This window comes from Patescibacteria group bacterium (assembly GCA_028692545.1).
In the GTDB taxonomy this organism is placed as follows: Bacteria; Patescibacteriota; Patescibacteriia; order UBA1558; family S5-K13; genus STD2-204.
This window is the reverse complement of record JAQUXC010000002.1, coordinates 1-14571: the sequence shown is the minus strand read 5'-3', so window position 1 is coordinate 14571 and position 14571 is coordinate 1. Positions and strand designations below refer to the sequence as shown.

The following is a 14571-nucleotide window of genomic DNA, read 5'->3' as shown; positions in this document are numbered from 1 at the left end:
ATTTTAATTATCTAATATAACTCAATGGATTTTTCTTATATCCGCCAACTCTTACTTCAAAATGTAAATGTGATCCAGTAGATCTTCCTGTTGAGCCCATGAGCATGATGGTTTGTCCACGAGATACTTTTTCTCCTTTTGATACTAAGAGTTTACTAGAGTGAGCATATAGAGTTTGTATTCCATTACCATGGTTGATAATTATGTAGTAACCATAGCCACCAGCATTCCATCCTGATGTTTCTACTGTTCCTGATTCAGCGGCATATACCGCTGTTCCTGATTTAGCAGCAATATCAAGTCCTGTATGTCTCCATGAATAATATTGAGTAATTCTACCAGTAGCAGGCCATAAAAGCTTTGTGCCTGTATTTGTAATTTCAGCCTTTGAAGGAATTATTATATTTTTTGTATTAGTTATTTTTGTTGCAACTATTTTATCAGCAGGCCTTATTCCATCTGGAATTATTAATTCTAATCCAATAGATATTTGATCTGCAGTAGATAATTTATTTGTTGCAAGTATTTTGTCTGCATCAGCGGAATATTTTTTTGCAATAGATGAAAGTGTGTCACCTTTTGATACAGTATAAATCAATCCTGTAGTAGGAGGTATTTTTAATATATTTCCTGGTTTTATCATACTGTAATAAGTCAGGTCATTGCTCCATAATATTGTTGCTACACTTATTCCAAATTTTTGAGCTATTCCACTTACAGTATCTCCAGTTTCTACTACATATGAAATAACCTTATCTCTTGGTTGTTCTTTTAGTGATTCATCTGACAAGTGACTTGCGACAAGTGCGGAGTTTTCCTCTGTTGATATTATGTTTGTAAATATTGGATTGTCTGTTGTGGTTTGTAATGTTGGTAGAGGTGCTTCCATAGCACTTCCTTCATATTCTACATTGTTTTTTGCTATTACAGCTGGTCCCTCTTCTGTGATTATTTCATTGTAAAAATAATTTTCATTTTGAGAAATTATTATTTTTGCTATTATGGTATTTTTTGCAAATTCTTCTGGTTCGGGAAGTTTTGCAAAAATATTATTTGTAAGAGTTATTAGTCCAACTAATATAAACAAAAAATAAGAAAAAGTTTTTTTATTTGTTTTATTATCTGTTAGTTGTACTATATTTTCATCTTTTTCTTTTTTATGCTTTAAGATTTTTATTTTTATTATTAGGTGATAAAGTCTCAAAATTAGCGGTTTGAATATTTTCCAAATAGGCCAAAATATGAAATTCAAAAATTTGTATAAGAACGTAAAAGACCAAATAAGTGTATATTTGGTTATTTTAATTGTGTATATAATAGAAAGTATTAAATATTGTTTTATTCTAGTATATATATTTTTATGGTTATTTTTTATTTACTACTTCGTGTATTTAATAGTAAAGTATGTTGAATTTTAGGTCAATGCTTGCTAATATAATATTAATTCAATATAACAATCGTTAATTTTTTTAATTTTATGAATCAATCGTATAATCATAGAGAAATAGAGAAAAAATGGCAGGAAATATGGGAAAAAGAGAGAATATTTTGTGTTTCCAATAACTCAAAAAAACAAAAAAGATATGTTCTTGACATGTTTCCATATCCAAGTGCTGCAGGACTCCACGTTGGACATCCAGAAGGATATACTGCTACAGATATTTATTGTAGATATTTGAAGATGAATGATTTTGAAGTTATACATCCTATAGGTTGGGACGCGTTTGGTTTGCCAGCAGAAAATTATGCTATAAAAATAGGGGTTCATCCAAAAAAAAGTACAGAAGATAATATCAAAAACTTTACAAAACAAATAAAAAGCTTTGGTTTTAGTTATGATTGGGAAAGAGTTATAAATACTTCCGATCCAAATTATTATAAATGGAGTCAATGGTTTTTTCTTTTGTTGTATAAAAATGGTTTGGCTTACAAAAAATTAGCTCCTGTAAATTGGTGTCAGTCATGCAATACAGTTTTGGCAAATGAACAAGTTGTAGATGGAAGATGTGAGAGATGTAAAAATGAAGTAGTTCAAAAAGATTTGGAACAGTGGTTTTTTAGAGTTACAAAATATGCAGAAGAGTTATTGTCTGATATGGATAAACTTGATTGGCCAGAGGCACTAAAGACAATGCAGAGAAATTGGATAGGAAGATCAGATGGTGCAGAAATTGATTTTCAAATAAAAGATTTTAATAAACAAATAAAAGTGTTTACTACTCGTCCTGATACTTTGTATGGATCTACATATATAGTGCTTACCCCAGAACATAAATTAGTAGAAGAATTGAAAGACAAAATACAAAATTTTGATGAAGTAAAAAAATATATAATAACTACTTCAAAAAAAAGTAATCTTGAAAGAACAGATTTGAATAAAAATAAAACAGGGGTAGAGCTATGTGGGACAAAAGCTATTAATCCAGTAAATAAAAAAGAAATTCCAATTTATATTTCAGATTATGTTTTATCTTCATATGGAACTGGAGCTATAATGTGTGTTCCTGCTCACGATGAAAGGGATTTTGAATTTGCAAATAAATTTAATTTATCAATAATAGATGTTGTAAAATCAAACAGAAGGAAAAAAGTTTTGATTTTACATGGTATATCTGGAAGTTCAAAGAGTAATTGGTATTTGTCTCTTAAAAAAGATTTGGAAAAAATGAATTATGAAGTAATAGTTCCTGATATGCCTGATAGTGATAAACCGGTTGTCAAAAAATGGATTGAAGCATTAAAACCATTTGTAGCTGATTTTACAGAAAGTGATATTTTGATAGGTCATAGTATGGGAGCACCAGCTCTTATGCATTTGATAAATAAGATAAATTTAAAAGTTGATAAATTATTTCTCGTTGCTCCTGCAACAGAATTTATGAGTGAAGAAAAAATAAAAAATAGTGACGCATTTTCTGATGATAATGTTGAATTTGCTATAAATTTTTTGAAAGAAAAAATTGATTACAAAAAAATACAATCAAATGTTTTTAAAATTTATGCATATTTTTCTGACAATGATCCATATATTGAATTAAGCGAAAAAGAAAAATTGGAAAAAGTATTAAAAGCTGAATATAAAATTTTTGAAAATTATGGACATTTTAGTGAAAGTACTGGTGTAAAAAAATTTCCAGAAATAATTAAAGATATTGAAAGTAGAATTAGAGCAACTGAGGCAAGTGGAATAATGTTAAACTCAGAAGAATTTGATGGAATGAATTCAGAAGATGCAAAAATAAAAATTACAGAAAAGGCAAGTGGAAAATTAACTGTTCAATATAAAATAAGAGATTGGCTTGTTTCTCGTCAGCGTTATTGGGGGGCCCCAATTCCTATTATTTATTGTGATAAATGTGGAATGGTAGAAGTGAGAGAAATTGATTTGCCCGTTTTACTTCCAGATGATGTAACAGATTTTCGACCTACAGGAAAATCACCACTTGCGTCTTCAAAACAATTTAATGAAAATGTAAAATGTCCAAAATGCGGTTGTAATGCGAAAAGAGAGCTTGATACAATGGATGGATTTGTAGATAATTCTTGGTATTATTATAGGTATCTAGATCCAAACAATGATCAAGAATTTTGTTCAAAAGAAAATATAGAAAAATGGATGCCAGTAGATACTTATGTTGGTGGAGCAGAGCATGCTGTAGGGCATTTGATATACTCTAGATTTTTTACAAAAGTTTTAAGAGATACGGGGTATTTGAATTTTGATGAGCCATTTTTGAAACTTATAAATCAAGGTCTTATACTTGGAACAGATGGTCAAAAAATGAGTAAATCTCTTGGTAACGTAGTAAATCCAGATGAGGTAATAGACGAATTTGGTGCAGATAGTTTTAGAATGTATGAAATGTTTATGGGTCCACTTGAAGATCCAAAGCCATGGAATACTGATGGAATTCGTGGACAAAGAAGATTTTTGGATAAAAATTGGCAGTATTTTTTGGATTTAAAATATGGAAATGATAAACACGAGAAATTAGAATCATTATTACATAAAACTATCAAAAAAGTTTCTGAAGATATTGAATCTTTCAAGTTCAATACTGCAATAAGTTCGCTTATGATTTATTTCAAAGAACTTAGTTTATTAAAAAATCCAAAAAGAGAATTAGTAGATTCTTATCTTATAATGCTTTCATGTTTTGCACCTCATGTATCTGAGGAAATTTGGGAAATTTTAAAAAATAATAATTTCATATGTAATCAGGTGTGGCCAAAATATGACAAAAGATTAATAATAGAAAATAAGGTAAATATTCCAGTACAAGTAAATGGTAAACTTAGAGCAAGTGTTGTGGTAAGTGTTGATATAAAAGAAGAAGAATTAAAAAATCTTATTTTACAAATTGAAAATGTAAAAAATTATTTAGAGAATAAAAATATTTTGAAATTTATTTATATAAAAAATAAAATAGTAAATATAGTTGTTAGTTAAAAACGTTGTACGTTAGACGGTTTTGAGGCCATTTTTGTATTACGTATTACGTTGTACGTTACGGGATCAACATTATAAGCTGTATGACAAAATATATATTATTAAAAATAAAAATGAACAAAAAAGAAATAATAAAATTTTTTAGAAATTTTCTACCATATAGAATGAGACGTCAAGCAAGAGAGCTATTTGTATCAAATATGATAATAAATTTGGCACTTGCGATGGTTCAAATTTTTGAGCCAATTTATTTGTATAGAATGGGATATTCCGTTTCAAATATTGCTATATTTTATTTTTTTGTTTATATTTTATATTTTTTTATAATGCCATATGGTGCAAAGTTTGCAAATCGTTATGGTTATGAAAATGGAATGTTTATTGGTAGTTGTCTTTATATATTTTTTTATCTTTCACTTTTTTTAATTCCAAGTTTTCCAATATTATTTTGTGTTGCAATGTTAATTTATGCAATACAAAAATCTTTTTATTGGCCAGCATTTCATGCTGATTTTGCTCATAATTCTACAAATACAGAAGAAGGAAGAGAAATTAGTTCATATTCTATTTCTAGTTCACTTATGTTCGTACTTGGTCCAATAATAGGAGGCTTAATAATTACTTATTTTGGGTTTAGTGTGCTTTTTATAATAGTATCTCTTCTTTTTTTGATATCAAATTTACCAATGCTTATTACGAAAGAAGAGTTTACAAAAAGAGATTTTAAATATTCTTTTATTCTTAAGGATATTTTCAAAAAGAAAAATTTTAAAAGTTTATTTTCATATATTGGATATGCAGAAGAGCTTATTGCTATGGTTTTTTGGCCTATATTTATGTCGGTTATCATTATTAGTTATGAAAAAATAGGAATATTATCCGGAATTTCTACTATGATTATGCTTATAGCAACTCTTTATATAGGAAAAATATGTGATAAAAGGGATAAAAAAATTATTTTGAGACTTAGTTCATTTTTTTATGCTTTTACATGGATTGCAAAAACTTTTACAAGAACAATAATACCAATATTTATTTTTGATACAGCTTCAAAAACTGCAAAATCAGGGATTGATGTTTCAATGAGATCTATTATTTATGAAAGTGCAAGAGAGGGCTATAAAGGAACAAAAGATGAAAATGATAATAGTATAATGGAAGCAGTAGTAAGTTTTGAAGCAGGTCTTAGTATTGGCAAGATATTAGCGTGTCTTTTTTTATTTGCTTTCTCTATTATTTTTGTTTCTTTTAAAGATTTTTTTACAGCTAGTTTTGTATTTGCAGGTATATTATCATTATTTTATATGTTCAAATAATTTATGAGTTTATTAGATGATACACAGCGTTTATTGAAAGTTAATAAAATTTTGCCGTCAAAATCTAAAGGGCAAAATTTTTTGATTTCAGAAAATATTTTAGAAAAAATTATTGATTCTTCAGACTTGAAACAGGGTGATAATATTTTAGAAGTTGGTCCAGGTATCGGAACACTTACAAGAGAACTTGTAAAAAAAGACATTAATTTAAAAGTTGTAGAACTTGATAAAAATCTTGTAAAGTTTTTAAAGCCACTTTCAGAATCTAAAAATTTTGAAATTATTGAATTAGACATATTGAAGATAAATCCAGAAGAAGTTTTTTTAAAAGAGTTTTTAGAAAATTATAAAATTATTTCAAATCTTCCTTACAATATAACTTCTATGTTTTTGAGAATATTTTTAGGGCAAAAATATAAACCAAAAGAAATGATTTTAATGCTTCAAAAAGAGGTGGTAAATAGGATAATAAACAAAGATGGAAAGTGGTCAAAACTTTCTATAATGTGTAATCTTTATTCTCATACAGAATATCTTTTCGATGTAAAAAGAGATAGTTTTTATCCTAGTCCAGATGTAGATTCAGCGGTTATAAAATTTTCTATTTATAAAAAAAGTCCATTTGCTAATTTTGATGAAAAAAAATTTTGGCAGTTTGTAAAAATAGGATTTTCTTCTAAGAGAAGGACATTAATTAACAATTTGAGCATAGGATTAAACATCAATAAGGATGTTCTAAAGACTACTTTTTTCAAACTTGGTTTTGATGAAAATGTAAGAGCAGAAAAATTAAGTATAAATGATTGGATTAATTTGTCATTAACATAAAAAATTAGTATAATAATTCTAAGAAAAGGTATTTGTTTTAATTCCTTATATATTTCTTTATACTATGAATAATAAAGAAAAAAATCTTTTTTTTGCAAGTGATAAATCTAGCGATAGTAGTGTCATTAAAAAGAAAACAATAATTGATCATTTTTCAGATGATAGTTTTGTTGTTAGATTAATTTTTTTTGTTGGTTTCTTTGCTATTATATTTGGAATTTGGAAAATAACTATGCAAATAAAAAGCCCATTTATTCAATCAAGTATTGTTTTGGAAGATAAGGAACCAGTTATTCAATATTTAAATAGATTAAAAGATAGTGATGGTGATGGAGTTTCTGATTATGAGGAAGAATATGTTTATGGAACGAGTCCTTATTTAGTTGATACTGATAGTGATGGTATATCTGATTATGATGAAATTATAAATATGGTTTCTTCTGGAGCGGAGTGTACAGATGATAGTTGTAAAATTGGAAATACAGCTGATATAGCAAATATAATAAATGATTCTTCGGGTACAACTCAGACATTTACAATAGAGGATATAAAAAAAGCATTGGTGCAATCTGGTTATTCGCAATCAATGATTGATCAACTTTCAGAAAGTGATTTGAATAAAATACATGCTGAAGTTGTAAAGGCTGCAAATAATCCTAATTATAATTTTGAAGATTCAGGACTTGCTCCAGATACTTCAGAAAGTGATTTAGAGATTCCAGATATTTCTGAAGATGATTTTCAAAAATTACAAAATTTATCTCCTGATGAAATAAGAAATATGATGATAGAAGGTGGGGCAGATGCAGACAATTTGAATCAAATTTCAAATGAAGATTTAAAAAGAATTTATTTGGAAGCCTTGAATGAAACGCAGATAGATCAATAAAATAAATAATTAAATATAAATGTATCTAAACAAAAACACCAAAAAATTAAGTATAGTATCTTTACTCATAGTATTTTTGTTTGTTTTTAATTTTAATTTTCTTTGTGCGCCAAAAACAGCCCATGCTCAAGTGGTTGTCGATCCTACTAATTTAGCTGCAAAGATAGCAAATTTTGTTTGGGACAAAGTTAATTGGGTCTATACAAAAGTATATAAAGATATAGTTTCGATTGCTTTTAAAAAAGGTTTGCAAACTTATATGAATATGCTTGCTCAGGAAGCAGCAAAAAGTGTAGTTGGTGGTGGACCAGGTCAAAAAGCTCTTTGGACCACGGATGGATGGAAAGATTTTAACAAAAAAGCAGGAGATGCTGCTGGTGCATCTTTTATAGATCAAATATCAAAAGGTATAGCCAGCTCTACAGGAGTTTTTATAGATGTATGTGAACCACCTGGTGGTCTTGATGTGAAACTTGGTATGCAATTAAAGTTGTCAAAATATTCATTAAGTGGATCGTCACCGTTGGCAGAACCGAGATGTAGTTTAGATGATATGAAAAAAAAATGGGGATCACTTGCTGATAAATTAAGAGACGATCCTTCTTCTCTAGTAAAATTAAATGGAAATTCTTTAGCACAGCTTACAGGTGATAGTAGTTCTTATGCGGCGATGAATTTTGTGAAAGATATGGTAAAGGTAAAAGAGAGTGATATCCAGTATGTAAATATGACAGAATTATCTTTTGCGCAATTTGCAGAAGAAGCCAAAAAAATAGCAGAACTTAATAGGATTAATCCTGATAGTGCAAAGCCTGCTACAGCTATTATTACCGGTGGAATAAAAAAACCAGCACAGGTATCAGAAGAGGACTTAGCAGCTATAAGAGCTGAAACAAAAAAAGTATCTGAAATATCAACGGGTAGTATGGCAGCCGATACGGCAAATATATTTTTGAATACTCTTGTAAGTGAAGGTCTAAACAAATTAGTTCAAAGGTTATTTGAATCATTAGCTCCTCAGCCAGAATATACTCCACTGATATCAGAAGAAGATCAACCTTATGGTGATTATTCAATTAATACTATAAAAGGTCCACTTGATGTTATAAATAGAATTTTTGAATCTATAAGTAGAATATCTTACAATCTTACAGCAAAGGATATTGATATTATTACAGAATTAGAAACAGACATGGGTGATGATATTATAAGTAGTTTGAATAATGGATCTATTGATTCAGAGTTTGCACAACTACTTAGAAAAGCTCAATCAGGAGATGGGTTATCCTTAAAAGAAGCAGTAGACGCAAACTATTTGAAAAAAGATAGATTTTTTGGATTTATTGATATAAATAGTTCTGCTTCTGTAAGAGAACCATCTTTAGAAGAGGGTTATTCTTATACTTCAATGCAAAAATTAAGAAAGGCAAGAATAATACCTGTTGGTTGGGAATTAGCAGCTACATATATTTATGAGATGGGTCAATCTCAAAAAATACCGGAAGGATGTAGCTCTATGGGATGTACACTTGATAATGTAATAAGTCAATTTGATAAGAAAGGGCATTATTATAAGGACGGAAATTCAACTACTCCAGTATTGGATAAATATTGTGGATGGAGACCTCTTTCTTCAGACCCTTATTTTATAAATAAAGATAATAAAACAGAATGTGAGTCATTTGGAAATTCAAATGATTTAAATATACAAACAAAGTGGGACGGAGGAAATGCAACATCAAAAGGTTATTGCTATAAATATGAGACAGATTCAAATGGTGTCATAAATAATATTACAGATATGACATCAAGTAATCCAAGCGAGAGTGCATGTATTTATTCTGGACCATTTGAAACTGTATATTATGAATGGAAAGATGGTGGCTGTATGGTAAAAGAGCTCGATGAATCTGAATTATGTGGACTTGTAGATCCAAATTGGATTATGAGAGCCCCAATTCAACAATGTAGATTAGAAGGATATTATTCTGCACTTGAAATGACAGAAAGTTCAAATCGTTATACTGATTGTGCTGATACCGCCCACTGTTTGAAAGAAGATGATTTTGGTAATTGTATTGGAGGATATGATTATTGTCTAAAAGAAAAAAATATTTGGAGATTTAAAGGTGATCAATGTAATAGTGAATTCAATACTTGTACAACACTGGTAGATGATAAGAAAGAATCAAAATCATATCTTACAAACACACTAAAAAGTTGTCCTCAAGAAGAAGTTGGTTGTAGAGAATATTTGAAAGATAAGTCATGCGATGAATCTGGGATTTGTTCTTGGGATGAAGAATCTAATCCTATATATTTTAATAGTAACGTAGAAACATGTGACTATTCAAATGATTCTTGTAATAAATTAATAGAAGTAAAACAGCGTGTAAATTTTGTACCAAATGGAAGTTTTGAAATTGATGAAGAAACAGAAGGTTTTTATGGATATCAAAGGCCAGATGGTTGGTTATATGAAACTGATTGGCAAAATAGTTTAGGCGGATTAAAAGATGATGGTGCTTTATCTGGTTCTAAATATTTTAAATATGATAATGATGGTGTGAATAATCCATCTAATTGGCTTTGGATGCCAATTCAATTACCAACGGGTGGTTTGTATACACTAAGTTACTCTGTAAGAGGAAATGGTGCTGTATCTGTTAATTTGAAATTTTGTGAGAATGAAGGAACGTGTCCAAGCGGTACTAACCCATTAATTTATGTCTCTAATAGTGATTTATCTTTTTCTGGAAATACAAATAATGAGTGGGAAAGAAAGAGTGGTTATTTGTATATTACAAAAGATATGGCTAAAAATTCTCAAAATGCACACGTAATTTTAACGGGTCTTTCTGGTAATGTTGATATAGATTCTGTTCAACTTGAGTTAAATAGTTTTTCAGAAATTAATAATTATTGTACTAGGAATGGTAATTATTTTAATTGTGATGGTGAGGGAGATCCAAGTTCTTATATAGAATATGGTAGTTCCAATAACAAATATATAAAAACGGCTCCATCATATTATTCATGTGATACAAATCCAAATAAGCCAGAATGCTCGGGATATGCCAAACAATGTTCTTTTGAAAATGTTGGATGTGCATCATATTATCCGGAGTTAAAAGGAATTGTTTCGATGATCCCTGCTGTTATTTCTGAGAATGATAAATGCCCAAGTGCATGTAATGGTTTTGATACTTTTTCAGAGTTCCCTGGATATTTTGATAAAATGGAAGCAACTGAAAATAATGTAGAGGTATTTCCAATTGATAATAATTTTATCCCTAACTCTGCTACCGATTGTCCTAGATCAGAAGAGTCATGTGAATTATTTACAAATTTAGATAAATTAGAAAAAGGAGGAGAATCGAAGGAATATTATAATAGAATAAGGCAATGTGTAAAACCAGAAGAAGCAGAAATAACATTGTATTATACGTGGGAAGGATCTGACACAGAGGCATATCAATTGAAGACATGGAAAGTTTTAAAAAGTAATATAGTAGACTCATATAGTGCTGATGGTTATGCACCTTGTACTAATGTGACAATTGGTGGCACAAATTGTCTAGATAATGGAAGTAATGTAGTAGAATGTGATCCAAGTAGTGATTTGGATTGCAGAACATTTTATGATGAAAATGCAATTGCTCACAATAGATTATTGTCAAAAACAATACCTATAACAGATGAATGTATAGATTTAAGAAGAGAAGAAAGTGATGATAAAATAGTGTATAAAATAGCACCATCTTTGAGTAGAAAATGTAGTGCTAAAAATGTTGGTTGTACAAAATATGACGGTAATAATGCTGGTAATGTAAGAAATTTACTAGAAGAAGGTTTTGAAAGTGGCTCTATAAATGGCTGGGATGCTTCATCTGGTAGTTTAGATACCCATAAAGCGCCAAGTAGTGAATCTGTTTATTACAATGGACAATCAATGAAAGTTGCTATAGAAGGGGGCACAGCTAGTAGCATGAGTGTTATGAATTTAACATATAACAGTGGAAGTATTAATGTTATGCCAGGCAAAAAGTATATATTGAGTTTTTGGGCAAAAACATTCAGTGGTAATAGTGTATCTGACTTTTTTGGAGGTACTTCTGAAGATCAGTTCCTTTATAATAACATTTTTAATAAAGCAAAGGCACAATCAGGTAATCAAATATTAGACTTCAATCAGAGTATTACAGTTGATAATGAAGATTGGGCTCTTTATGAAGTATCTATAATAAGTCCAGAAAGTATAAATATAAATAGTTCTAGTTTGACGTTGAAATTTGCTGTAGCTATTAATAATACGACTTATAATATAGATGGTATATATATAGATAATATAGTTTTGAAAGAAATTCAAAGTAGTTTTTACAAGATAAAAGATTCATGGAATACTCCAAAAGTATGTTTTGGTGAAGATAATCCCGATGAAAATGGATCTGCTGTTCCTTATCTTGGATGTCAGAGATATACAGACAAGGATAATATCCCTGTGTATTTGTATGAATTTAGTAATTTATGCAAAGAAGAATACGTTGGTTGCAAAGCAATGATAGATACACATAATTCAGATATGCCGTTTCAGCAAACGTTTAATGCTTATTGTGAAAATGAGACTAATTCATATGGAAAAGAATGTAATATAGGAAAATATTATTATAAAAATAATTCATATGTTATACCATCGAACATTACTACCAGTACTGTTGTTGTTCCAAAGGATGATATAGTTTATATAGTAGATGATGATAAATATTCATGTTCATCTTCAAATAAAGGTTGTGGATCACTTGGAGTAAGTGATGATAGTAGTACCTATTATGATACATACCTTATAAATAATCCAGACAATTATATTTCAAGTGATAAATATGGTTCTTCAGATAAACAAATTTTGTGTCTAGATGAATATAAAAATTGTGTTGCATTTACAAAACCAGATAATAGTAAAATATACAAGATTCATCCTAGAGGATTGGAATGCGAATACAAAGATGTAGATTTGGTACATAATATAAAGGCTGGATTTTATACAAAAGATGGAGTGGATTGTTCTTATTTATTGTACAATGAAAATTATGATAATTTGTCTTATAACTTAGCAGATTCTTGGAAACCATTTCTTGGAGACTATATATATAATAATGAGTATGCTGCAGTATGTGATAAAGAGTCAAGTGGATGTTCTGAGTTTATAGATCCATTGGACAATAAAAATATGAGAGATTATGTAGCAACAAATTTGGGAGATAATTTGAATTTTTCTTCTGCAAGTCAATGGACAAAAGCATTTTGGGATATTGAAGACAGTAGTATAAGTTTATCTACTGGAGCTATAGCGTCTCTAACTGATCCAGATAGGGGAAATATTTTGGATTATCAAATTTCACAATCAGGTTCTGATAAATTGAATATGCTTGCATATAAACATACAGAAGTCAGTAACCTCTACAACTTTTTTGTAAATTCAGGAGATATATATAGATTGGGTGCATGGGTAAAATTTGATGGAAATATGGCAACGGGAACTGAATCTGTAATTACATTTTTGAATTGTAGACAAAATCCAAATAGTTTTACTAATTTCTTTGAAGGTTCAAGTACTCCTTTTGCATTTCCTTATATGAGCTCCAAATCTTATATAAGAGAAGATGTTTCTGAAAATGGTTGGCATTATATATATGGATTATATAAAGTTATGTCTAGTGCTAATTACTGTAGCGTTGCTTTTTATGTAGATGGAGTTGTTGGTTCTCATATATTATTTGATGATATAAATTTTGATAAAGTAGAAGGTGATTATTATTATATAAACAATGATAATCTAGATGACAGTAGTTGTAGCTATCCATCTCTAAAAGAAGGATGTGTATTATTTAATAATACAGCAGATTCAAATTTATCTTGGAATGCAAATGAAAGTTATGTGAATAATGTTTTATCTCCTGGTGATGATTACAAATCATCTGATACAAATAAACTTTTAAAGGTTACTAGAGATAGGGAATGTGGAGAATGGTCTACTTGTGGATCTCAAACAAAGACATTTGATGAAAGAAGCGGTCAAGTAAAAAGTTCTTGTATATCGCTAATAGCATGTGATGAGGTATCTGACAATGGAAATTCCTGTTCACATCCTTTCAAAAGAAACAGTGATATCAAACCTCTTACATTAGATTCATATAGACAGGATAGAGGCTCTTATAGTTGGTCAGATTTAGACTTGAGTGGTTATTCTATTCCTGGACTTTATCCAATAGATACACTTAGTCCTATAAAGACAACTACAACTTCAGATTATAGTTTGGGACATATTATAGTAAAAAATACAGCAAATAATAATAATTTTGTATATAAAATGGGAATAGGTATAAAAAATCCTCTTTCTAGTCCATTTAATCCTTCTGTTTTATCTAATTCACAAAGTAAATCCTGTAGATTGTATCCAGAAGCTGATTCTCCATTTCCTTGGACAGAAATAAATAATATGGTCACAGATATTTCAACTTCTACTGATTCATATGTAATACCAAAAACAGTATCTGCAAATTTCAAAAATGCAAATGTATGTCAACCAAATTTTAACTTTGTAGATATCGATGGCCCACATAAAATTATAGATAATAATGATAACTGTGATTGTCACTATACAAAAGCAGTATATGGATCACAAACACTTTATTATCCATATGATGAGAGTAATATAATAGGCACAATTCCAGATTCTATAAATACACCTTATGAAACCAATGTAGCAATAGGTAGCAAGACAAAACATATTGGTTTAAAAGGATATTGCCTTGAGTATGATAAATCATATGCAATAAATAATACTAGAGGAGATAATGCAGAGTATAGGTGTTTGTCATGGTACCCTGTTGAAATGCTTAGTGGTGAAATTGATTCATTTTCTATGGCAGAAAGTGCAGATATAAATCAGTTTGTACCACTTGATGCAAAACTTTGTGCTATAGCAGATGATTGGAAAACTCCTGAAGATAGAGTATATTGTGGTGTTTTTGGAGCAGGTGGATGTAATGTTTTGATTTTTGTACCAGCAGGAAGTACTGTTAATACAT

At 29.4% G+C, this 14571-nt stretch carries 6 protein-coding genes; 5 read left to right on the top strand and 1 reads right to left on the bottom strand.

From position 1 onward, the window contains the following. Positions 1–7: 7 nt before the first annotated feature. Complete coding sequence (locus PHZ07_01030) at positions 8–1252, bottom strand: M23 family metallopeptidase (protein MDD3284159.1); 1245 nt, start codon at positions 1250–1252, stop codon at positions 8–10. A 225-nt stretch (positions 1253–1477) separates the two neighbouring features. Here PHZ07_01030 and leuS point away from each other — a divergent pair, with 225 nt between their 5' ends. The 5 genes from leuS to PHZ07_01005 form a co-directional block, all read left to right on the top strand. Continuing rightward, positions 1478–4450 (top strand): leucine--tRNA ligase, encoded by a 2973-nt coding sequence (gene leuS / locus PHZ07_01025; protein ID MDD3284158.1) that lies wholly within the window; start codon positions 1478–1480, stop codon positions 4448–4450. Positions 4451–4533: 83 nt separating this feature from the next. Further along, entirely contained in the window at positions 4534–5766 is a 1233-nt protein-coding gene (locus tag PHZ07_01020; GenBank protein MDD3284157.1) for an MFS transporter, read from the top strand. A 3-nt stretch (positions 5767–5769) separates the two neighbouring features. Beyond that, positions 5770–6594 carry a 16S rRNA (adenine(1518)-N(6)/adenine(1519)-N(6))-dimethyltransferase RsmA gene (gene rsmA, locus PHZ07_01015; protein ID MDD3284156.1) on the top strand — a complete coding sequence of 275 codons (825 nt, stop codon included), beginning with the start codon at positions 5770–5772 and terminating at the stop codon, positions 6592–6594. A 64-nt stretch (positions 6595–6658) separates the two neighbouring features. Beyond that, the gene (locus PHZ07_01010; protein ID MDD3284155.1) at positions 6659–7483 is read left to right on the top strand and encodes a hypothetical protein; all 825 of its coding nucleotides are present in this window, start codon (positions 6659–6661) and stop codon (positions 7481–7483) included. A gap of 19 nt (positions 7484–7502) precedes the next feature. Next, on the top strand, positions 7503–14571 hold a 7069-nt coding region (locus PHZ07_01005), incomplete at its 3' end, for a carbohydrate binding domain-containing protein (GenBank protein ID MDD3284154.1).